General features: G+C 68.3%; 22 protein-coding genes. 14 read left to right on the top strand and 8 right to left on the bottom strand.

Features of this window, described 5'->3' with window-relative positions:
* Window positions 1–125: 125 nt before the first annotated feature.
* From CFB52_RS27475 to CFB52_RS27520, 10 genes are all read left to right on the top strand, one after another.
* The gene (locus tag CFB52_RS27475) at window positions 126–1,283 is read left to right on the top strand and encodes a porin (RefSeq protein WP_059581942.1); all 1,158 of its coding nucleotides are present in this window, start codon (window positions 126–128) and stop codon (window positions 1,281–1,283) included.
* A gap of 206 nt (window positions 1,284–1,489) precedes the next feature.
* Complete coding sequence (locus CFB52_RS27480) at window positions 1,490–1,750, top strand: DUF2866 domain-containing protein (RefSeq protein ID WP_011548992.1); 261 nt, start codon at window positions 1,490–1,492, stop codon at window positions 1,748–1,750.
* Window positions 1,751–1,874: 124 nt separating this feature from the next.
* Complete coding sequence (locus CFB52_RS27485; RefSeq protein ID WP_059581939.1) at window positions 1,875–2,258, top strand: DUF6232 family protein; 384 nt, start codon at window positions 1,875–1,877, stop codon at window positions 2,256–2,258.
* A 191-nt stretch (window positions 2,259–2,449) separates the two neighbouring features.
* Window positions 2,450–2,677 carry a hypothetical protein gene (locus tag CFB52_RS27490; RefSeq protein ID WP_059581936.1) on the top strand — a complete coding sequence of 76 codons (228 nt, stop codon included), beginning with the start codon at window positions 2,450–2,452 and terminating at the stop codon, window positions 2,675–2,677.
* A 245-nt stretch (window positions 2,678–2,922) separates the two neighbouring features.
* Window positions 2,923–5,196 (top strand): TonB-dependent hemoglobin/transferrin/lactoferrin family receptor, encoded by a 2,274-nt coding sequence (locus CFB52_RS27495; protein WP_099318025.1) that lies wholly within the window; start codon window positions 2,923–2,925, stop codon window positions 5,194–5,196.
* Between the two features lie 49 nt (window positions 5,197–5,245).
* Window positions 5,246–6,337: a hemin-degrading factor gene (locus CFB52_RS27500; RefSeq protein WP_059581932.1), complete on the top strand. Its 1,092-nt coding sequence runs from the start codon at window positions 5,246–5,248 to the stop codon at window positions 6,335–6,337.
* Window positions 6,334–7,251: a hemin ABC transporter substrate-binding protein gene (locus CFB52_RS27505; RefSeq protein WP_060968264.1), complete on the top strand. Its 918-nt coding sequence runs from the start codon at window positions 6,334–6,336 to the stop codon at window positions 7,249–7,251. Before CFB52_RS27500 ends, CFB52_RS27505 begins: the two co-directional genes overlap by 4 nt.
* Window positions 7,252–7,266: 15 nt before the next feature.
* Window positions 7,267–8,355 carry an iron ABC transporter permease gene (locus CFB52_RS27510; RefSeq protein WP_099318026.1) on the top strand — a complete coding sequence of 363 codons (1,089 nt, stop codon included), beginning with the start codon at window positions 7,267–7,269 and terminating at the stop codon, window positions 8,353–8,355.
* A gap of 19 nt (window positions 8,356–8,374) precedes the next feature.
* Entirely contained in the window at window positions 8,375–9,205 is an 831-nt protein-coding gene (locus CFB52_RS27515) for a heme ABC transporter ATP-binding protein (protein WP_059581923.1), read from the top strand.
* 105 nt (window positions 9,206–9,310) lie between these two features.
* Window positions 9,311–9,700: a VOC family protein gene (locus CFB52_RS27520; RefSeq protein ID WP_059581920.1), complete on the top strand. Its 390-nt coding sequence runs from the start codon at window positions 9,311–9,313 to the stop codon at window positions 9,698–9,700.
* A gap of 31 nt (window positions 9,701–9,731) precedes the next feature.
* Here the strand turns inward: CFB52_RS27520 and CFB52_RS27525 are convergent, their stop codons facing one another.
* Both CFB52_RS27525 and CFB52_RS27530 read right to left on the bottom strand, forming a co-directional pair.
* A complete protein-coding gene (locus CFB52_RS27525; RefSeq protein ID WP_060011249.1) occupies window positions 9,732–10,343 on the bottom strand; it encodes a trimeric intracellular cation channel family protein in 612 nt (203 codons plus the stop codon).
* Window positions 10,344–10,351: 8 nt separating this feature from the next.
* Window positions 10,352–12,490, bottom strand: a complete 2,139-nt coding sequence (locus CFB52_RS27530) for a penicillin-binding protein 1A (protein ID WP_099318214.1) — start codon at window positions 12,488–12,490, stop codon at window positions 10,352–10,354.
* 244 nt (window positions 12,491–12,734) lie between these two features.
* Here CFB52_RS27530 and CFB52_RS27535 point away from each other — a divergent pair, with 244 nt between their 5' ends.
* Both CFB52_RS27535 and CFB52_RS27540 read left to right on the top strand, forming a co-directional pair.
* On the top strand, window positions 12,735–13,529 hold the full coding sequence (locus CFB52_RS27535; RefSeq protein ID WP_099318027.1) for an aminoglycoside phosphotransferase family protein: 795 nt from the start codon (window positions 12,735–12,737) through the stop codon (window positions 13,527–13,529).
* Window positions 13,530–13,912: 383 nt separating this feature from the next.
* On the top strand, window positions 13,913–14,776 hold the full coding sequence (locus tag CFB52_RS27540) for an LD-carboxypeptidase (RefSeq protein ID WP_099318028.1): 864 nt from the start codon (window positions 13,913–13,915) through the stop codon (window positions 14,774–14,776).
* Window positions 14,777–14,895: 119 nt separating this feature from the next.
* On the opposite strand, the gene CFB52_RS27545 is transcribed toward CFB52_RS27540, so the two are convergent.
* Window positions 14,896–15,456, bottom strand: coding sequence for a hypothetical protein (locus tag CFB52_RS27545; protein ID WP_124860230.1), 561 nt, complete (start codon window positions 15,454–15,456; stop codon window positions 14,896–14,898).
* Window positions 15,457–15,777: 321 nt separating this feature from the next.
* Here CFB52_RS27545 and CFB52_RS27550 point away from each other — a divergent pair, with 321 nt between their 5' ends.
* A complete protein-coding gene (locus tag CFB52_RS27550) occupies window positions 15,778–16,191 on the top strand; it encodes a hypothetical protein (RefSeq protein WP_059641459.1) in 414 nt (137 codons plus the stop codon).
* A 79-nt stretch (window positions 16,192–16,270) separates the two neighbouring features.
* On the opposite strand, the gene CFB52_RS27555 is transcribed toward CFB52_RS27550, so the two are convergent.
* The 5 genes from CFB52_RS27555 to CFB52_RS27570 all read right to left on the bottom strand — a co-directional run bounded on the left by CFB52_RS27555 (window position 16,271) and on the right by CFB52_RS27570 (window position 20,424).
* A complete protein-coding gene (locus tag CFB52_RS27555; protein ID WP_059581905.1) occupies window positions 16,271–17,107 on the bottom strand; it encodes a bifunctional allantoicase/(S)-ureidoglycine aminohydrolase in 837 nt (278 codons plus the stop codon).
* An 849-nt stretch (window positions 17,108–17,956) separates the two neighbouring features.
* Window positions 17,957–18,397 (bottom strand): hypothetical protein, encoded by a 441-nt coding sequence (locus CFB52_RS27560; RefSeq protein ID WP_059581902.1) that lies wholly within the window; start codon window positions 18,395–18,397, stop codon window positions 17,957–17,959.
* 377 nt (window positions 18,398–18,774) lie between these two features.
* Window positions 18,775–19,434, bottom strand: coding sequence for an isoprenylcysteine carboxylmethyltransferase family protein (locus tag CFB52_RS27565; RefSeq protein WP_059581898.1), 660 nt, complete (start codon window positions 19,432–19,434; stop codon window positions 18,775–18,777).
* Window positions 19,435–19,586: 152 nt separating this feature from the next.
* On the bottom strand, window positions 19,587–19,751 hold the full coding sequence (locus CFB52_RS34820; RefSeq protein ID WP_162838116.1) for a hypothetical protein: 165 nt from the start codon (window positions 19,749–19,751) through the stop codon (window positions 19,587–19,589).
* A 253-nt stretch (window positions 19,752–20,004) separates the two neighbouring features.
* The gene (locus CFB52_RS27570) at window positions 20,005–20,424 is read right to left on the bottom strand and encodes an HIT family protein (protein ID WP_059581895.1); all 420 of its coding nucleotides are present in this window, start codon (window positions 20,422–20,424) and stop codon (window positions 20,005–20,007) included.
* A 230-nt stretch (window positions 20,425–20,654) separates the two neighbouring features.
* Here CFB52_RS27570 and CFB52_RS27575 point away from each other — a divergent pair, with 230 nt between their 5' ends.
* Window positions 20,655–22,076, top strand: coding sequence for a serine hydrolase (locus tag CFB52_RS27575; RefSeq protein ID WP_059581893.1), 1,422 nt, complete (start codon window positions 20,655–20,657; stop codon window positions 22,074–22,076).
* Window positions 22,077–22,085 lie beyond the last annotated feature (9 nt).

A 22,085-nucleotide genomic window follows, 5' to 3' on the forward strand; every position in this document is an offset into this window, starting at 1 on the left:
CATATGACAGTCGCTGTCATATTCATTACGTGGCCCGCCGATAAAGTTGCGCCGGTCCGTGAGAGCGCCCGCAGAGAGCGCCGGAACCGCAACTGGACACGCCATTCATTCGCTCGGAGAATCCTTTGAACAAGAAACTGTTGACCATCGCCGCCCTCGCAGCAACGGCCGGCACGGCGCACGCACAAAGCAGCGTGACCCTGTACGGCGTCATCGATGCCGGTATCAGCTACGTGAACCACAGCAAGACCGCTACCGGCAGCGGCAAGCTGTTCAAGTACGACGACGGCGTGGCCCAGGGCAGCCGTTGGGGCCTGCGCGGCACCGAGGACCTCGGTGGCGGCCTGAAGGCGATCTTCGTGCTCGAAAACGGCTTCAACAGCGGCAACGGCACGATCGGCCAGGGCGGCGCGATCTTCGGCCGTCAAGCGTACGTCGGCCTGAGCCAGGCGCAATACGGCACGGTCACGTTCGGCCGCCAGTACTCGTTCTCGACCGACATCCTCGGTTCGAACTACTCGACGGGCGGCAACACGGTCGCGGGCAACTACGCGTACCACGTGAACGACATCGACCAGCTCACGTCGAGCCGCATCAACAACGCGGTGAAGTTCCAGAGCGCGAACTACGCCGGCTTCACGTTCGGCGCGTTGTACGGCTTCTCGAACTCGACCGACTTCGCCGGCGCACCGTCGACGACGACGGGCACCACGACGACGCCCGGTTCGTCGCGCGCATACAGCTTCGGCCTGAACTACGCGAACGGCCCGTTCGCCCTCGGCGCGGCATACACGGACATCCGCTTCCCGAGCCAGTCGACGCCGGCCTTCTCGACGTCGATCGCGAACATCGCGCTGACGAACATCCGCGACCTGCGCACGTACGGCGTCGGCGGCCGCTACGTCTTCGGCCCGGCAACGGCATGGCTGCTCTGGACGCGCACGCAGTTCACCCCGATCGCGGCCGGCGCATCGGGCACGTTCTACAACGCATACGAAGCAGGCGTGAAGTATGCGTTCACGCCGGCGCTGTCGGCGGCAGCGGGCTACACGTACACGAACGCGACGCAAAGCGGCAGCTCGGCGCACTGGAACCAGGGCAACGTGGGCCTCGACTACGCGCTGAGCAAGCGCACGGACGTGTATGGCCTGGTGATCTACCAGAAGGCGTCGGGCAACAACGTGCAGGCGCAGATCGGTTCGAGCACGAGCTACTTCAACACGTCGGGCACGGGTTCGTCGAACCAGCTGGCCGCTCGCGTCGGTATCCGTCACAAGTTCTAAAGCATCCGCTTAACTCGCGGATCACGACGGCAAGAAGCGCCCCGCTCCACGCGGGGCGCTTTTTTATGGGCTTTTAAGTTTCGCTTAATTCTGGGCTGAGACGATGCTCTCACCCCCCCTGTTGGCCGCCTGAGCATCGGCGGCTTTTTTTTTAAACGCCGACGGCGCCGCCATCGATTGCCCACAAGACAGGATCGGAGGCCATGATGATCGAAGATACCGTTTTCAGCCATCTGCACGCGATTCTCACGTGCCAACACTCGCTGCCGGTCCAGAGCTGCCGCGTCTCGGTTGAAATGCAGCGCCCCTGGGGCCGCCCGTATCGCCTCGTCGAATGGACGATGCATCTCGACGCGCCCGCGCGGCGCCAGATCGTGCCGGCCGAATCGACCGACGAAGAAATCGCCGAGGTCGTCGCGTCGCACGTGCCGGGCCGGCTTTACGGCGACGGCCGGCTACAGTTCTGAGCACGTTTCCGTTCCCCCGGCCCCCCGTCTGTCGGCCGCGCCGCGCGCATCGTGCGGCAGTCGGTCTCGTTTGACGCGGCAACGAAACCTGCTACGCTGCGCGTTTTCGTCCACGCAACACATGATGGAAAACGCATTCAACGAACGTGGCGTCATGGTCACGCGCAACGGCCTGTCGGCCGCCGGGCAGGTATTCGCACTGCGTGACATCCGCCACGTCGACGTCGTCAAGATTCCGAAGAACCGTCTCGTGCCGTCGCTGATCTCGCTGATCGGCGCGGCCATCGCCATCGCGGGCGGCATCGGCGCATCGAGCGCCGCGCTCGTGGTCGGCGTGATGCTCGCCGTCGTCGGCTATCTCGCCTGGACCACGCAGGACGTCACCTACCGCCTGATGGTCGAGATGCCCGACGGCAAGCGCGAAGCGCTGTCGAGCATCGACGCCGAGTTCGTCGAACGCGTCGCGCAGGTCGTGCGCGATGCGCGGTCCGCCACCACGGCCGGCTGATTTTCCTCGCATTCGCTTGCGTGCCGGTTCCCGCCGGCCGCACGCACGCACGCGGCGAATGTCGGCTCGCGCGGCGTTCGCGCGGAATCGCGTGCCGGCCGCCGGCACGCACGCACCTCGCCTCCACCTCCGCCGCCGAGCGCCTAGTATGGAAAGAGCGGCTCGCCGCCGCATCGTCCGAGGAGGCCAGCATGAACGCTCAATCGCTGTCCGGCATGCTTCGCGCGCAGGAACTGCTGATCGTGTCGATGATCCGTGCGCTTCCCCCTGACGCACGCCGTACGCTCGTCGAGCTCTACACCGACCAGATCGCGTTCGCCGAACAGGCCGGTATCGAAAGCCACGGCGATCGCGCAACGCACGACGCGTTCGTCGCGCACGCGCGCAACCTGCTGATTCGCGTCGAAGCGCTGGCTTAGCGCGCGTTCGCGCCCCGGTTTCTCCCAAATTTCCGACCCGAGCTCGGCCGAGCCGCGCAGGCGAGCGCTCACTCGCATGAGCCGCTTTGCGTCCTTGTATTGATAATAATTCTCATTTACACTGTTAAGGTTGTCAGTTGCCTTTCAAATCGCCGTTTGCCGCATGCCGCGCGCAAACGGGCCAGCCAGGTGAACGCGTCACCCAGCCAGCCTTCGGGCTTGTTATCGTCAATGGGAGACCACCTGTGCATTGCTCCATGCTGGCGCGGCGGCCGATCCGTGCCGCGCTGTTCGGCGCGTTCGGCCTGTCCGCCGCCACGGCTTACGCCGATTCGTCGCCGCAAGGCGTCACGCCGCCTTCCGCCGTCCTGACCGCCGCTGCCGCATCCGCGCGCGGCGATGCGGCGCTGCTCGACCCCGTCACCGTCACGGCCACCCGCACCGCCACCGCGGCGAGCCGCACGGCGGCGTCCGTGTCGGTGATCACCGACGACGATCTCGAAGAGCAGCAGGCCACCAACATCAAGGACGCGCTGCGCTACGAACCGGGTATCACGGTGCGCCGCGCCGCGTACCGGCCCGGCAGCGCCGCGCTCGGCGGCGGCCGCGACGGCGATTCGAGTATCAACATCCGCGGCCTCGAAGGCAATCGCGTGCTGTTGATGGAAGACGGCATCCGCCTGCCGAACGCGTTCTCGTTCGGCCCGCTCGAAGCCGGCCGCGGCGACTACGCCGATCTCGACACGCTCAAGCGCATCGAGATCCTGCGCGGGCCGGCGTCGGCGCTCTACGGCAGCGACGGCCTGACCGGCGCGGTGAATTTCATCACGAAGGACCCGCGCGACCTGCTGTCCGTCTACAACAAGCCTTACTACTTCTCGTTCCGGCCGAGCTACGACTCGACCGACCGCAGCATCGGCGCGACCGTGTCGGCCGCGGGCGGCAACGACCGCATCCAGGGGATGATCATCGCCGACGGCCGGCGCGGCCACGAGGTCGACACGCGCGGCGGCAACAACTCGGCGAGCACGCTGCGCACGACGTCGAACCCGCAGGACGTGTATTCGGAATCGCTGCTCGGCAAGCTCGTGCTGACGCCCACCACGCGCGACACGATCAAGTTCACCGCCGAAACGGTGCAGCGGCGCGTGAGCACCGACGTGCTGTCGGCGATCAATGCGCCGGCCACGCTCGGCCTGACGACGCACGACCGGCTCGAGCGCAATCGCTTCAGCGTCGATTACGACTTCCGCGACGATGCATTCCGCTGGTTCCAGACCGCGCACGTGCAGTTCTACTACCAGGACGCGAAGCAGGACCAGTACGCGTTCGAGACGCGCGGCAGGCAGCCCTCGCGTTCGCGCGACAACGAGTACAAGGAGCGTACGTTCGGCGGCTCCGCGTTCGCCGAAAGCGGTTTCGCGACCGGCCCGCTCGCGCACAAGCTGCTCTACGGCGTGGACGGCAGCCTGTCGCGCGTGACGAACCTGCGCGACGGCACGGTGCCGGGCGTCGGCGAAGCGTTCCCGAACAAGGCGTTTCCCGACACCGACTACACGCTGTTCGGCGCGTTCGTGCAGGATCAGATCGGCTACGGCCGCCTGCTCGTCACGCCGGGCCTGCGCTTCGACACGTACCGGTTGAGCCCCACCGAAAACGATCCGCTGTTCACCGGCAAGGCCGTGTCGACGAGCGCGAACGAACTGTCGCCGCGCGTCGCCGTGCTTTACGAGATCACGCCCGCGGTCATTCCGTACGTGCAGTACGCGCACGGCTTCCGCGCGCCCACGCCCGACCAGGTGAACAGCAGTTTCTCGAACCCCGTGTACGGCTACACGTCGATCGGCAATCCGAACCTGAAGCCCGAGACCAGCGACACGTTCGAAGCCGGCCTGCGCGGCAAGGCCGGCGCCGGCTACGGCGTCGTGCGCTACAGCGCGGCCGCGTTCACCGGCCGCTACCGCAACTTCATCTCGCGCACGACGATCGCCGGCAGCGGCCGGCCGGTCGACCCGTTCGTGTTCCAGTACGTGAACTTCGCCGATGCGCGCATCCACGGCCTCGAAGGCCGCGCCGAATGGGCGATGCCGAACGGCATCACGCTGAAGACGGCGATGGCCTTCACGAAGGGCTCGACGCAGAACGACGGCGCGGCCAGCCAGCCGCTGAACACCGTGAACCCGTTCTCGGCCGTGTTCGGCGTGCGGTATGAACCGGGCGAACGCTGGTTCGTGCAGACCGACCTGCTGTTCCAGGCCGCCAAACGCGACAAGGACGTCGACAAATCCGACTGTTCGAACAAGGCGTGCTTCACGCCGCCGTCGTCGTTCGTCGTCGACCTGCGCGGCGGCTACCGCTTCAACAAGCACGTGAGCGCGACGATCGGCATCCGCAACCTGTTCGACCGCAAGTACTGGAACTGGTCGGACGTGCGCGGCATCGCGGCCGATTCGCAAGTGCTCGACGCGTATTCGTCGCCCGGCCGCACGGTCGCCGTCAGCATGAAAGTGGATTTCTGATGCGCGTTGCCCGCGCACCCACCCCAACCGTTACTCGAAGGAGTCCGACATGATGCATTCCGCCCTTCCCGGTCAGCCGGCCACGTCGGCCCGCGCGGTCGCCGCGCTGCGCGATGCGTTCATCAAGCTCAAGACCGAGCGCCAGTTGCGCAACCGCGACGTCGCGCAGGCGCTCGGCGTCAGCGAAGGCGAGGCGCTCGGCGCGTTCGTCGGCGAGCACGTCGTGCGGCTCGACGCGCGCTTCCCGGCGATGTTCGAGGAAATGCCGCGCCTCGGCCGCGTGATGGCGCTCACGCGCAACGACACGGCCGTGCATGAAAAGGATGGCGAATATGCGCAGATGAGCCACGACGGCCCGGTCGGCCTCGCGCTCGGCGACATCGACCTGCGCATCTTCTATCGTCACTGGGTGTCGGCATTCGCGGTGCGCGACGAGACCGCGCACGGCCCGCTGAAAAGCCTGCAGTTCTTCGATGCGCAGGGCCATGCGATCCACAAGGTCTATCTGCGCGCGCACAGCGATCACGCGGCGTACGACGCATTCGTCGAACGGTGGCGCGCACCGTCGCAGAAGCCGGGCCTCGAGGTCACGCCCGCCGCGCCGAAAACGCCCGAGCGCGCCGATAGCGAGATCGACGTCGCGGGCTTTCGCGCCGCATGGGATGCGATGACCGACACGCACCAGTTCTTCGGCCTCACGCAGCGCTTCGGCGTGAGCCGCCTGCAGGCCCTGCGTCTCGCCGATCCGCAATACGCGTATCCGGTCGAAACCGCGCATGCGTTGCGCCACGTGCTCGAACAGGCCGCCAAAAGCGGCCAGCCGATCATGGTGTTCGTCGGCAATGCGGGAATGATCCAGATCCATACAGGCCCCGTCGCGAACGTGCGCGAGGTCGGCGCGTGGATCAACGTCCTCGATCCGGGCTTCAACCTGCATGTACGCGAGGACCTGATCGCCGCCGCATGGGTCGTGAAGAAGCCGACGAGCGACGGCATCGTCACGTCGCTCGAGCTGTTCGACCGGCAGGGCGAGCACGTCGCGCTGCTGTTCGGCGAGCGCAAGCCCGGCAAGATCGAGCGCGACGACTGGCGCTCGCTCGTCGCGACGCTGCCGGCGGCCGCACGCGGGGCCGCGCGGTGAGCGCGCGGCCGTTCGATCCGCGCCGCCGGTCGCTGCTGGCCGGCGCGGCGGCCGGCGCGCTCGCCGGCGCGCTGCCCGGCGGCGTGCTCGCCCAGGTCGCGGCCGCCGCCCCGAAGCGCGTGATCGTGATCGGCGGCGCGCTCGCGGAAACCGCATTCGCGCTCGGCGGCGCCGAGACGCCGCGTTACCGGCTCGTCGGCGCCGACACGACCTGCACGTATCCCGACGCCGCGAAGCGCCTGCCGAAGGTCGGCTACCAGCGCGCGCTGTCGGCCGAGGGGCTGCTGTCGCTGCGGCCCGATCTCGTGCTGGCCTCGGCGGAAGCCGGCCCGCCGACGGCGATCGCGCAGGTGAAAGGCGCGGGCGTCGCGGTGACGACGTTCGACGAGCGCCACGACGTCGAATCGGTGCGCGCGAAGATCACCGGCGTCGCGCAGGCGCTTGAGGTGCGCGACGCCGGCACCGTGCTGCTGCAGCGTTTCGATCGCGACTGGCAGGCCGCGCGCGACGCGGTCGCCGCGCGCGTGCCCGGCGGCGCGCAGCCGCCGCGCGTGCTGTTCGTGCTGAACCATACCGGCGCGCAAGCGCTCGTCGCGGGCCAGCGCACGGCCGCCGACGCGATGATCCGCTATGCGGGCGCGCGCAACGCGATGCAGGGCTTCGATCACTACAAGCCGCTGACCACCGAGGCGCTCGCGGCGGCCGCGCCCGACGTCGTGCTGATCACCGACGAAGGACTGGCGGCCGTCGGCGGTCACGCCGCGTTGCTCGCGACGCCCGGGTTCGGCGCGACGCCGGCCGGCCGCGCGCGGCGCGTCGTGTCGCTCGACGCGCTGTTCCTGCTCGGCTTCGGCCCGCGCCTGCCGCTCGCCGTCACGACCCTGCATCGACGCCTGTCCGATGCGCTCGCCTGATTCCGGATCGACCCGATGCCCGCTCACGCTTCGCCGTTCAACGTATCGCGGCGCGCCGCGCGCACCGGCGCCGCGCGCCTCGGCACGTCGCGCCGCTTCGCGCCGTTCGTCCTGGCCGCGCTCGCCGTTCTGGTGGCCGCGATGTCCGTCGTCGCGCTGTGCGTCGGCGCGTACCGCATTCCGCTGGCGCAAGCCTGGGCCGCGCTGAGCGGCGACGCGGCCGCGCAGCAGGCCCGCGCGGTGCTGCTCGACATCCGCGCGCCGCGCGTCGCGCTCGCACTGCTGGTCGGCGGCGGCTTCGGCGCGACCGGCGCCGCGATGCAGGCGCTGTTCCGTAATCCGCTCGCCGATCCGGGGCTCGTCGGCGTGTCGAGCGGCGCCGCGCTCGGCGCGACCACGCTGATCGTGCTCGGGCCCGCGCTCTTCGCCGCGCACGCGAGCGCGGCCGCGCTGCCGGTCGCTGCGTTCGCGGGCGGGCTCGCGGTCGCGGCGCTCGTCTACCGGCTGGCCGCGTCGCGCGGCCGGCTCGCACTGCCGCTGCTGCTGCTCGCCGGCATCGCGATCAATGCGCTGGCCGGCGCGGCGATCGGGCTGCTCACGTTCGTCGCCGACGACGCCCAGCTGCGTTCGCTGACCTTCTGGAGCCTCGGCAGCCTCGGCGGCGCGCAATGGACGACGCTGGCGGCCGTCGCGCCGTGCGTCGCGCTCGGCTGCGGGCTGCTCGTACGCGAACGCGACGCGCTGAACGCGCTGCAGCTCGGCGAAACCGAAGCGCTGCATCTCGGCGTGCCGGTGCAGCGGCTGAAGCGGCGCGTGCTCGTCGCGGTCGCGCTGGCGGTCGGCGCGCTCGTGTCGTGCGCGGGCGTCATCGGCTTCATCGGGCTCGTCGCGCCGCATTGCGTGCGCCTCGCGTGCGGCCCGGACCAGCGCATCGTGCTGCCCGGCGCCGCGTTGCTCGGCGCGTTGCTGACGCTCGCGGCCGATCTCGCCGCGCGCACCGTCGCCGCGCCCGCCGACATTCCGCTCGGCGTGCTGACCGCGCTGCTCGGCGCGCCGTTCTTCCTCGTGCTGCTGTGGAAGAACCGCGGCGCGCTCGGCGGGTAATCCCTTCATCACGACGACCATGCTGACTGCCCACCACCTCGACGTCGCCCGCCGGCACGATACGATCCTGCGCGACCTGTCGCTGTCGATCGAACCCGGCCGCGTGACCGCGCTGCTCGGGCGCAACGGCGCCGGCAAGAGCACGCTGCTGAAAACCTTCGCCGGCGAGCTGACCGGCAGCATCGCACCGAACGGCGTGCGCGTGACGGGCGACGTCACGCTGAACGGCGAACCGCTCGCGCGCATCGACGCGCCGCGGCTCGCGTGCCTGCGCGCGGTGCTGCCGCAGGCCGCGCAGCCGGCGTTCCCGTTCAGCGTCGACGAAATCGTGCTGCTCGGCCGCTATCCGCATGCGCGGCGCGGCGGCGCGCGCCACGTGATCGCGCATCGCGATCGCGACATCGCGTGGCGCGCGCTCGAACGCGCGGGCGCCGACGCGCTCGTCGGCCGCGACGTCACGACGCTGTCGGGCGGTGAACTCGCGCGCGTGCAGTTCGCCCGCGTCCTCGCGCAGCTGTGGCCGGACCACGACGCGATGGAAACCGGCCCGCGTTACCTGCTGCTCGACGAACCGACCGCCGCGCTCGATCTCGCGCACCAGCACCGCCTGCTCGATACCGTGCGCGCCGTCGCGCGCGAATGGCGGCTCGGCGTGCTCGCCATCGTCCACGATCCGAACCTCGCCGCGCGGCATGCGGATACGATCGCGATGCTCGCCGACGGCACGATCGTCGCGCATGGCGCACCGCGCGACGTGATGACGCCGGCCCATATCGCGCGGTGCTACGGCTTCGCGGTGAAGATGGTGGAAACCGGCGACGGGACGCCGCCGGTGATGGTGCCCGCGTAGCGCGGGCGTGTGTCGCATGATCGTTGCGTCGCTCGATGTCGTACGCCACCGTGGGCGGCCGCATTGTCTCGAGACCTTTCGTTTCTCCCCTTCCAGGAGACCCCCGTGCCGCTGCCGATGACCCGCATCATCCTGTACGTCCGTGACGTCGCGTTGCTGAAGGCGTTCTATCAACGGCATTTCGCGCTGCCCGTCATCGAGGAAATCGACGGCGAATGGGCCGTGCTCGATGCAGGCGCGATCGAACTCGCGCTGCATCGGGCCGGGCCGGCGTTTCGCCACGCGGCCGCATCGGCAAGCGCAAATGCGAATGCCGCCGCCAGCAACGTGAAACTCGTATTCAGGATCGACGCCGATATCGCCGCGTATCGCGACCGGCTCGCCGGCCACGGCGTGACCGTGCGCGATCTCAAGCGCTATGACGGCTTCCCGTACCGAATGGTCGACGGCGTCGATCCGGAAGGGAACGTCTTTCAGGTGATGCAGCCGGACTGAATGCCGGCGCGGCAGGCACCGGCGCGTGCGCTCAATGCTCGACGTCCGCCGCGCCGAAGGTCCGCATCTTCCAGCCGAGCCGCACCGCGAGCATCCGCATCGAGAAGCCGGCCGCCAGCGCGACGAGCGTCGCGAACCCCGCGTCGATGCCGAGAGACTGCATCCCGACATACAGCGTGCCCGTGACGAACGCGACGCTCGCATACAGCTCCTCGCGCAGGATCAGCGGCATCTCGTTGCAGAGCAAATCGCGCAGCATCCCGCCGCACACGCCCGTGATCGCGCCGGCCAGCACGACGATGATCGGCGCCGTGCCGGCCGACGCGCCGATGTCGCAGCCGATGATCGTGAACGCCGCGAGGCCGATCGCATCAACGGTGACGAACAGCGCCCTCATCCGCGCGACATGGCGTGCCGCCCACGACGCGACGGTCGCCGCGACGAGCGTGATCACCAGGTATTCGGGATGCGCGATCCAGCCGAGCGGATAGTGGCCGAGCAGCACGTCGCGCACCGTGCCGCCGCCGAGCGCCGTCACCGCGCCGACGAGCGCGAGCCCGAAGCGGTCCATTCCGCGGCGCATGCCCATCAGCGCCCCCGACATCGCTTCCGCGACGATCGCAATCAGGTAGAGCGTATGCATCGCGCGCGTCAGTCGTCGGTCCGGAACAGGTCGAGCACGCGTTCGCGCTCGGCCGCATCGACGGCGGCGGGCATCGGTTCGTCGCGCTTGCCGTGGTTGGCCCGCGCACCCAACGCATCCGGCGCATCGACGGCCGCCGCGCCGCCGCATGCGAAGCGGCTGCGGATATACGCCGGCACGTCGGCCGTGCACGTACCGCGCGTGTATTCGGCGTAGACGAAATCGCCGTCGACGAGCACGACGTCCCGCGGCGGCGTCGCATCGACCGGCGTGCGCCCGTCGACGGCCGTCTTCATGTAGTCGAGCCAGACCGGCAGCGCGAGCGTCGCGCCGGTCGCGCGCCCCATCGGGCGCGGCGTGTCGTAGCCGAGCCATGCGACCGCGACGATGCCCGACGAGTAGCCCGCGAACCATACGTCCTTCGACCCGTTCGACGTGCCCGTCTTGCCGGCCGCGTCGTCGCGCCGCAGCGCGAGCGCGCCGCGCGCGGTGCCGGCCCGCACGACGTCGCGCAGCATGCTGTCCATCACGAACGCATTGCGCGCCGACACGACCCGCTCGCCCGCCGGCACGGTCGCCTCGTACATCGCGCCGCCGTGACGCTGCTTCACCGACAGGATCAGGCGCGGCTCCATCCGCGTGCCGCCGTTCGCGAACACGCTGTACGCGCTCGCGAGTTCGAGCGGCGTCACGGCGCCCGCGCCGAGCGCGAGCGGCAGCGACGCCGGATTGCGCTGCGCGTCGAAGCCGAAGCGCACCGCGTGCTGCTGCACGTAGCGCGCGTCGGTGGCCTGCATCAGGCTGACCGCGACCAGGTTCTTCGAACGGACGAGCCCGCGCCGCACCGGAATGAAGCCCTCGTAGTGGTTGGCGAAATTACGCGGACGCCACGGCCGCGCGCCGGTTTCCGCATGCGTGAGCGTGCGCTGCGTATCGTCGACGAGCACGCCGGGGAAGTAGCCCTTCTCCAGCGCCGCCGAATAGACGAACGGCTTGAAGCTCGACCCCGGCTGGCGATACGCCTGCAACGCGTGGTCGAACACGTTGCGATTGAAGTCCGCGCCGCCCACCAGCGCGAGCATGTCGCCGGTAGCCGCATCGAGCGACACGAGCGCGCCTTCGAGCCCGTTGCGCGTATCGCGCTTCGCGCGCGCCTGACGGCTCAGCGTGCGCTCAAGCGCGGCTTCGGCCGCCCGCTGGTCGCGCATCGAGATCGTCGTCGTCACGTCGAGGCCCAGCGTGTACGCATCGTCATGAAACCGCTCGACCATCATCCGGCGCGCGCGCTCCGCGACGTACGGCGCGGCGACGATGCCGGGCGGCGGCGTGGTCGCGAGCGCGATCGGCGCGTCGACGGCCGCGCGATACGCCGCATCGTCGAGCTGGCCCAGCGCGTGCATCCGGCCGAGCACGTAATTGCGCCGCGCGGTCGCGCGCGCCGGGTTGACGACCGGGTTGAACGCGGACGGCGCCTTCGGCAGCCCGGCGAGCACGGCCGCCTCGCCCGCGTTCAGCGCATCGAGCGGCTTGCCGAAGTACACGTGCGCGGCGGCCGCGAAGCCATACGCGCGCTCGCCCAGATAGATCTCGTTCATGTACAGCTCGAGCAGCTTGTCCTTGCTGTATTCGCGTTCGAGCTTGGCCGCCATCAGGATCTCGGCGAGCTTGCGGCTCAGCACCTTGTCGCGCGTCAGGTAGAAGTTGCGCGCGACCTGCATCGTGATCGTGCTGCCGCCCTGCCCCGGCTGCCCCGTGACGACATTCGCGAACGTCGCGCGCGCGAGGCCGCCGATATCGACGGGGCCGTGCTCGTAGAACTTCGCGTCCTCGGCCGCGAGCAGCGCATGGCGCATCAGCGCCGGGATGCGTTCGAGCGGCACGAACTCGCGCCGCTCGACGCCGTATTCGGCCAGCAGGTCGCCGTCGCGCGAGAAGATCCGCAGCGGCAGCGCGGGACGATAGACGGCCAGGTGTTCGACGGACGGCAACTGCGTCCAGATGCGATCGATCGTCCACGCGCCGATGCCCGCGCACGCGAGCGTCAGGCCGAGCAGCGCGCCCGCGAGCGTGCGCCATACACGGCGGCGGCGCGGCGCTGCGGATGGCGGCGCGGGCGGTGGCGGCGGGTGGGCGGTGGGATCGGTCATGTCGGGCTCCTTCTTCAATGCCGCGACGGCCGGCGCGCGGGCGGCGCGCCGATCGGTCACGAAAGGCGCGCATTGTCGAAGGGATGGCGCGAAACCGGAACATTCTTTAGCCAAAGTTTGGCTGGCTAAATTTTATTTAGGAAAGCGCTTTGGAGGCCGCTCGCACCGTGCATGCGGGTTTGCGGCATGCCGTTGCGGTCACGTGTGCCGGGCGCGCGAGCCGGTTCGCTTGTACCATCGTCGGATGTTCGATCGATACCTCGACCTGTGGGGCCTCGTTCCCGACGGCGGCCCGATCCTGACCGCGAGCGGCGGCCTGCTGCCGGTCGTCTGGCACGCGCGGCCCGCGATGCTGAAAGTCGCGACGTGCGACGAAGAGCGGCGCGGCAATGCGCTGATGGCCTGGTGGAACGGGCAAGGCGCCGCGCAGGTGTGGCAGCACGACGGCGACGCGATCCTGCTCGAGCGCGCGCAGCCGACGCCGACGCTCGCCGCGTTGTCGGCCGCGGGCCACGACGACGACACGATGCGCATCGCGTGCGACGTCGTCGCGCGGCTGCATGCGCATCGTGCGCCGCAGGTACCGCCGGTGGTGCCGCTGCATGACTGGTTTTACGCGCTGTTGTCGAACGATGTCGATAACGACGCGCTGCGCGGCTCGGCGGCGGTCGCTCGCCAGTTGTTCGCCGAGCCTTCCGTCGACGAAGTCGTGCTGCACGGCGACATTCACCACGACAACATTCTTCATTTCGGCGATCGCGGCTGGCGCGCGATCGACCCGAAAGGGCTGCGCGGCGAGCGCACGTTCGATTACGCGAACCTGTTCTGTAATCCTGCGCATGACATCGCGGTCGATCCGGTGCGTTTCGAGCGGCGTGTCGTGGTCGTGGCGGATGCCGCGCAGCTTGACTCGCGCCGGCTGCTGCAATGGATTCTCGCGTGGGCCGGGCTGTCGGCCGTGTGGTTGATGGAAGACGGCCAGCCGGCCGACACGCGGCTGCAGGTTGCGATGCTCGCGACGAGAGCGCTCGGGCTGTAGCGATACGCATCGGCCATGAAAACAGCTCATCGCGGATTTCCGCAGGAAAGCTGCGAAGACCACCGGTATTCGGCCAGGAACGGCTACTCGACCTCAGCGGCTGAATCGTCGACAATCGGCGTCAAGCCGATAAAGGCGTGAATCGGGTTGCATTGCCACTTCACCGGGGGCGCATGTCGTAAGCTTGCGGGTCGCATTATGTCTCGTGCATACGGCGGCTCGCGGCTCGCCGTTCGCGACAATCGTTGCGTCAGAAGCGGCAAGAGGTAGGCAAGACGCAACGATTTCTGCTTTCAATGCGGAGGCGGGCTCTGGTTGGCGCGCGGCAACGTTCCGCTCAAATGCTTGGCGCCGGCGACCGGTGAAACAATGGAGCAACCGACGTGATAGAGCAAGGTAAGCGGGTGGCCGTCGTGGCGCCGGCAGGCATTCCTGACCGGGATAACCTCGCGCGCGCCGTGTCGCTGCTGGAAAGTTGGGGATTTTCCGTCTCTGTGGGCGCGCACGTAGCTGACCGGTTCCGGTATCTCGCGGGATCTCATCAGGATCGTATCGACGATCTGCTTGCGGCGTTGTCAGACCCGGCAGTCGATATCGTCTGGATCGCACGCGGCGGCTATGGCTCTACGCATGTGCTGCCCGCGCTGCCCACTACCGTGCCCCGAAAGAAAACCGTGATCGGCTTCTCCGACGCGACCGCGCTTTTCTGCGCGCTGCAGCAGATTCCCGGCATCGACGTAATTCACGGGCCGACGCTCAACGGCCTCGCGACGAAAGTTGACGAGGAGTCGCGCCTCAGCGTTCTGGGTGCGCTCACCGGGGTCCCGCCGACGCCACTGCCACTCGAACGTCTGTATGGGTCGGCCGATTCGATCGAAGGGCCGCTTGTCGGCGGCAATCTCACGGTACTCGCGAGCATGGCCGGCAGCCGTTGGCAGCCGAGATTTCGCGACTCGATTGTCGTTCTGGAGGACGTTACTGAACTTGCATACCGCATTGACCGCAGCATCATGACGATGCGTCACGCCGGTATCCTCGATGGCGCACGCGCGATTGTGCTCGGCGACTTCATCCGCTGCCCGTTGCCAGCCGGGGCCGACTACTTACTCACGGACGTTCTGCTGGACGCGCTGGCGCCGCTCGGCGCCCCAATCTACGGGGGCCTTCCCGTGGGTCATGGTCAGCGCAATCTGTCGTGGGTGGTTGGACGGCCTGCCGAGATCCGCGGGAGCATATTGCTGCGATAGCTGTGCCCTTCGCACATGCTGTCCGATCATCGATTGTCGGGCGGCGGACGGGATTCGGCCCGGGCAGACGCTTGGTATCTCGCCTGATTCGTCGATAAAGAAGCGGCGGCGACGTTTGTTCAGCCTGCTTTGAGGAAGATCTGCTTTACCCCTCGTTTTGCGATGATGTCGAGAAGATGCATCAGGGCTGTCGTCGGCGCGGTCCCGAAGTCAACTGTGAAGAACGACCAGTGATCGTTAGATTCGACTTGGCTCGCACCGTGGATCGCACCGGCTAATCCATCGACGCTATTGCCACCGCATTCACCTACGTCTAGCCATGTGGTAATCCAGTTGTCCAACGCAAAGGTCTCTGGCGGCTGCCGATCGAAGACCACCTGCAATCTATTCCACGTGAATGGATGGAGATTCAGGTCGAACGCACGGAAACGGAAAATTTCTGCAACGAATGCTGGGTCCGGATCGATAGCGAATTCGTACGGTTTGATTTGATCTCTTTCATCCTTTGCCAAGGCATCGACGCGAAGGTAGCGGTACGGATACGGTATCCGATCGTTGTTTATGGAGATCAGGACTTCCGTCGCCACGTTGCGCACGGAGGTTTGAAGTTGGCTGACCGTCGAACGGAAGAATTGCAGGTAGCGATCACGCTCTGCCTCGAGTATGGACTCGACTGCCACCTTAGCCGTTCTCCGCGAGTGCTGTTCGTGCAACCATTTTACATTGCTCGGGTGGCCGCTGTTGCTGTGGATTGGCGTCTGCTCCGGGTCCGATTCCAGCCGTCGACCTCGCGCGCAAGCGCATCGTTCGACGCGCGTCACGGACGGTGCCGCACCGATAGACTCAAGCGTTGAATTCCGGGCTCGCTCGAAACAGCGGCCGTCTGATCGTGGAGTAGTATTCCCGCATGTCCAGGTGATTGCCCGGCCCCTACCGCGCACAGCCGCCCCACCTACGTGTGGCGGCGCCGGCCGCGGCGACGGCATGGATGGAAACGCATCATGTCAACCGAGTGGAAGCATCGCGTCAGACTCTTCGTCCAGCGTTTCTGGCAGCCGACCAGTGCGTGCATGACCTGCATGCCCGGGAGCTGGGGAAACGTCATGAGCCTTGCCCACTGGACCATCGCCTTTCATACGGGTCTCCTGACAGGGCTCCTGGCTGTACTTCTGACTTTCACGCCTGTGGCGAAACTCTACGCGCATCGATACGGCAACGCGCTGGTCGTCGGCGTCCTGACGACGTTGGGCGACGCCTACTCGCACACGAGTCACTACCGTATTCCCTATCTCGAGCACATCGTGACGGGTGCGATTTCAGGTCTCCTGGCGCTTGCGGCCTCATATCTCTTCGAAGACCGCGCGCGACGCCTTCGGGCGATGTGGGCTCGGGTTGTCGGACAGCTTGTCCGCTGACTTTCTAACCCACGAAGCCCCCGAAAAAAAAACCGCCGGCATACGCCGGCGGGCTTTCATGTCCGACGTATGCGGCGCTTCAGCGCGCCGGGTTCAGCGTCAGATTCATGTGACGGTTCACGTCCTTGTACAGCAGATAACGGAACCGCCCAGGCCCGCCCGAATAGCACGCCTGCGGGCAGAACGCGCGCAGCCACATGAAGTCACCGGCTTCCACCTCGACCCAGTCCTGGTTCAGCCGATAGACGGCCTTGCCTTCCAGCACGTACAGGCCATGCTCCATCACGTGCGTTTCGGCGAACGGGATCACGCCGCCCGGCTCGAACGTCACGATGTTCACGTGCATGTCGTGACGCATGTCGCTCATGTCGACGAAGCGCGTCGTCACCCATGCGCCGTTGGTGCCCGGCATCGGAATCGGCTCGACGTCCTGCTCGTTCGTCACGAACGCTTCGGGCAGCGGAATGCCGTCGACGGCCTGGTAGTGCTTGCGGATCCAGTGGAAACGCACCGCGGCATCGCTGACGTTGTGCAGCGTCCAGTCCGCGCCCGGCGGAATGAACGCATAGCCGCCCGGCTTCAGCGTGTGCTGCTTGCCTTGCAGCGTCAGCTCGGCTTCGCCTTCGACGACGAACAGCACGGCTTCGGCGTGCTTGTCCTGCTCGGGCTTGTCGCTGCCGCCGCCCGGATTCACTTCGACGATGTACTGCGAGAAGGTTTCCGCGAACCCCGACAGCGGGCGCGCGATCACCCACAGGCGCGTGTGGGTCCAGAACGGCAGCCAGCTCGTGACGATGTCGCGCATCACTCCTTTCGGGATCACCGCGTACGCCTCGGTGAACATCGCGCGATCGGTCAGCAGATCCGTCTGCGGCGGGTGGCCGCCATGCGGCGCGTAATACGTTGTCTTAGACATAGTGCATCCAGGCAATGGGTTGGTCCGGCCCCAGGCGCAAACGGCATCGGGCGGTTCGCATGCGCGTGGAGTGCGCGTGCGGCGGCGGGACATCGTTGCCGGGGTGGCTTGAAAGCGCATGCGCCTTCGATCGGTCGGCCAGGCTTCGCGGCGGGTCGTCCGGTTCAGCGACGCGGCGGCCCGGGTGGTCGGGCCGGCGGCCGCGCCGCGGCGCTCGCGGTCAGGCGAGGCGCGGACGGCCGCACGGTTCGACTCCGTACGCGAGCATCGCCGACGATAGCGAAGTCGATCCCGATCGACCAATTAAATGTTGCGATGCCATCCATTCGATTTCCCACTACCCGCCGGCGCCCGCGATGCACGGCGGGGACGCGTCGCGCGAGGTGCCGACCATCAGGGAAATCCTGACGGTCGCGATGTTCGCGCGATGCGCCGGTGCGGCAACGCGGGGAGACACGCGCTGGTCTCGATGCATCCCGTTACCCGTGGCGCGGCGAAGGAGGGCATACGTGTGCGGCAGCGGATCGCGGCGCGAGGGCCGCACGGAGACCGTTACGTCAGGCTGAAACGAGCCGACGGGTCGAAGGAAAAGCAGATGTCATCCGGCCGCCCCTGTCCGAGCACATTCGGATGCGGCAACGGGTGTCGTCGAGAAACGGAGAAAAACAGCGGAAGGAGCATTGCCGGCCCGTCGATCGGGCACATGGCAGCGGCTGATGAAGCCGGAGGAGGATCGCCGGTCTGGCCGGCGAAGCCGCCCGGCGGCGTGCCGGGCCGAGGCTCGCGTCGGGTGCCGACGCCGGCGGCGCGCCGGTGCGCGGCTCGCGCACCGTGCCGCGCCAGCGGCGATCAGTCCCAGTCGCGGTGGTGACGATGCTTGCGGTGATGACGGTAGCCGCGGTCGCCGTGATCGCGATCGTACGAGCTGCGCGACAGGTTGCCGCCGAGCGCCGCGCCGGCGCCGCCGCCGACCGCCGCGCCCAGCAGGCCGCCCGTGCGGCCGCCCATCGCGTTGCCTGCCGCGGTACCCGCGCCGCCGCCGAGTGCGCCGCCGATGATCGCGCCGGTGCGCTCACGACGGTTCGACGTCACCGCGCCGCCCGCGCCGCCGCCGATCGCGCCGCCGATGACGGAGCCCGTGCTGCCGCCAACCGCGCCGCCGACCGCTGCGCCGGCAACCCCGCCGAGCGCGCCGCCGAGCGCGTTGTTCAAGTCACCGGCCACGGCCGGCAGTGCAGTCGCGCCGGTCAGCACGGCGACGACGAGAGTGGGGGCGATTTTCTTCCACATTCCCGTATTCTTCCTTGTTCGCAATTCTGGTTATCGAGGTCCGCTCGGTACGACGACCTGAATCGATCGACATCGGGCCAGGCATTGTGCCGAACCGTGGACCAATTCATTTCAATGAGCTTGCGGCGAAGAATAGCACCGGTCCCGCATCCTTGCCGTGGACATTCTGGTAACAAGTTGTTGTCGAATAACAGGCGTTGAACACGCCCGCCGAATCCGGCTGAAACCCTTGCCGGTATTGACTCCGGCAAGGGTCCGTCCCCGCGTTGCGACACGTCGGTCACGCACGCGCTCGTACGTTCGAGACACACGTGGCAACACATCGGCACCTGCCGCAAACGGGCATCCGAACGATGGTGAGGGGGAAGATGGCGGGGTCAGTACACGCCGGGCAGCAATCGCCACGTCCGCGCGCAATACGCGTCGTATTCCGCGCCGAATTGCGACCGCAGCAACGCCTCTTCCGAGCGGATTCGCGCGACGAGCGGCACGAGCGTCAGCACGACCAGCAGCACGCCGACACCCGAGCGAAACGCCAGCGCCCAGCCGAGCGAATTGAGGAGGAGGCCGAGATAGCTCGGATTGCGGATGCGGCTGTAGATGCCGCCGGTCACGAGCGTATGGCCCGGCTGGATCGCGACGAGCCCGCTGAAGCGCTTGCCGAGCACGAACACGGGCCACATGCGCAGCCCGCCGCCCACGAGGTACAGCGCGACGCCGATCCAGCGCACCGTCTCGCCGCCGAAGGTCCAGACGTCGAGCCGGTCGGTCAGCGCCGGCAGGTACGCGAGCAGGAAGCCGCTTACCGCGAAGGCCGCGAGCACCCAACGGTTGTCGCGATTTTCGCGCTCGCCGCTGCTCAGGTTGCCTTCGCTGAACAGCGCGGCGACGGCCATCGCGAACGTCGCGACGACGATGACGATCAGCTGCGGGTGCGAGAAGAACGCAGCGAACCCGCCGCTGCCGAGCACGGCGAGCCCGAGATAGACGAGCGTGGATACGCCCGACAGGACGACGACCTTCGGGGTGACTGTCATGACGGCCTCGCGGGGATGCGCTTTCCTGTGAAGTATAGGAACTGCGCGCCCCGCGCGCCGGGCGGCACCGTCATGCGGCGCGCGAACTCGCGTGCATCGGCCGGCCGCAGCCGGCCGAGCCGGTATAGCTCGGGCCGGCGCGCCGCAACGGATCAGCGGATGTGGAAGTGGCCGCCGATGCCGACGGTGACGGGCGGCGCGTAGTACGCGGGCGCATAGCCGTAGTAGGCCGGCGCGGGCGCGTAGCCGTACGGCGGCGCGACGTAGCAGCCGGACAGGCCGCCGATCAGGGCAAGCGTGATGAGAAGTCTGGACATGGCTCGATTCCCGGCGCGAAAGACGAACGACACCTCGCGAAGGCCCCACCGCAGCACAACGCGGCGGCCGGCACGAAGAGGCGATCCGCCCTCCCTGTCGCTCGATGAAACAATGCGCGCAGTCTAGCGCCGGGCCTGGCCGCGCGAGTTTCCCGGGCGGTTACACGTGTTACGTGGTGTGACCGCTGAAACAGGCTCGGGAGGCGCAGCGGCCGGCCGGTGGGCGGGCGCCGCGCCGACGGTGGCCGGGCTGTTACACGAAGCGCGCGCGAATGCGCTGCGCGAGCGCTTCCAGCGTCGCCGCGTCGGCGATTTCGCGCGCATGCATCCGCAGTTCGACGCCTTCCCAGCGCGGAATCACGTGGAAGTGCACGTGCGGGACCGTCTGGCCGGCTGCCGCGCCGTTGAACTGGCCGATGAACACGCCGTCCGGCTCGAGCGCCGCGCGCACCGCCGCAGCGACGCGCTGCGTCATGCGGATGCCGGCCGCGGCCGCGTCGCCGGACAACTCGAAGATCTGCGCGGCCGGCTCCTTCGGGATCACGAGCACGTGACCGTCGGCCTGCGGCATCAGGTCCATGATCGCGAGCGTCGCGTCGTCTTCGGCGACCTTCACGCACGGCAGTTCGCCGCGCAGGATTTTGGCGAACGGGTTGTTGTTGTCGTAGGACATGGCGTTTCCGATCTCGGTTGGACAGTGGGACGGGCAGAGCAAAGCGCAATGCCGGACGATTATCGGCCGACGGCCGACCCGATATCAACTCGCCCGATGCGCGACGCCGGCCGCGCCGTCGGGCACGCGGCGGTCACCATGCGTCACACGGCAGCGATTGCACCGCATCGCCCGAACCTGCGACACTGCCGCATCGATGCCGGCCGGCACGCCACCGAGGACGCTCGCGCATGACGATCCCCCTCAAGAAGCCGATACTGCGCGGTGTCGCGCTCGTGTTCGTGGCCGCGATCGGCTATACGGGCTACATGCTGTCCCGGCTCGCGCCGATCGCGACCGGCTATGCGGCCAAGGCGCTGTGTTCCGGCGTGTTCGTGTCGGGCCGTCCGGCCGCATCCGTGATCGACGTCGACATCATGGCCGGCGTCCATCCGCTGCTGAAACTGGTGCGCCCGTCGCTCGATCCCGACCATCGTCGCGCCGTGGCGACCTTCGCCGGCTTCGCCGAACGCGAAGCCGACTTCCGGCCCGGGCTCGGCTGCACGCTCGCGCTCGGGGCCACGGCCGGTGCGGCGGCGGCCACCTTGCCCGCCGCGCTGCCGGCCCTCCCCGATCCGCCGCCCGCGCAACCCGACCCGCCCGCACCGGCCACGCCGCCCGCCGGCATCGACACGCACAAGCTGCAGACCGCGCTCGACCGCGCGTTCGACGAACCCGATCCGGCGCGGCCGCGGCGCACGCGCGCGGTCGTCGTGATGTGGCGCGGCCAGGTGATCGCCGAACGCTATGCGCCCGGCTTCACGGCCGCCACGCCGCTGCCCGGCTGGTCGATGACGAAGACCGTCACGGCCGCGCTGGTCGGCACGCTGGTCGCGCGGCACAGGCTGTCGCCCGACGCGTCGGCACTGCTGCCAGAATGGCGCGGCAGCGGCGATCCGCGCGCGGCCATCACGCTCGACGAGCTGCTGCGGATGACGAGCGGCCTGCAATTCAACGAGGACTACGACGATCCGCTCTCCGACGTCGCGGTGATGCTGTTCACGCAGCCCGATACCGCGCGGTTCGCGTCGGCGAAGCCGCTTGCCGCGACGCCCGGCACGCAGTGGTCGTACTCGAGCGGCACGAGCGCGATCGTCGCGCGCGTGATGCGCGAAGCGCTGGGCGGCAGCGACGCCGACTACCTCGCGTTTCCGCGCCGCGCGCTGTTCGCGCCGCTCGGGATGCGCAGCGCGGTGTTTGAGCCCGATGCGTCCGGCACGCTCGTCAGCGCGTCGTACATGTATGCGAGCGCCCGCGACTGGGCGCGCTTCGGGCAGCTTCTGCTGCAGGACGGCGTGTGGAACGGGCAGCGGCTGCTGCCCGAAGGCTGGGTGCGCTATCTGACGCGCGCGACGCCCCAGTCACCGCGGCAGGAATTCGGCGCGCAGCTGTGGGTCAAGGTGCCGGAGCCGTTCAACGATCGCGATCCGCATGCGCGGGCGATGCCGGCCGACGCGTTTCATGCGGTCGGCCATGAAGGCCAGTTCGTCAGCGTGGTGCCGAGCCGCGAGCTGGTGGTCGTGCGGCTCGGGCTGTCGCGGCCGGAAGCCGCGTGGAATCACGAGGCGTTTCTCGCACGCGTGCTCGACGCGGTGCCGGCGCCCGGTGCGTGACGACGGGCA

This window comes from Burkholderia sp. AU18528 (assembly GCF_002223215.2).
Lineage (GTDB): Bacteria > Pseudomonadota > Gammaproteobacteria > Burkholderiales > Burkholderiaceae > Burkholderia > Burkholderia semiarida.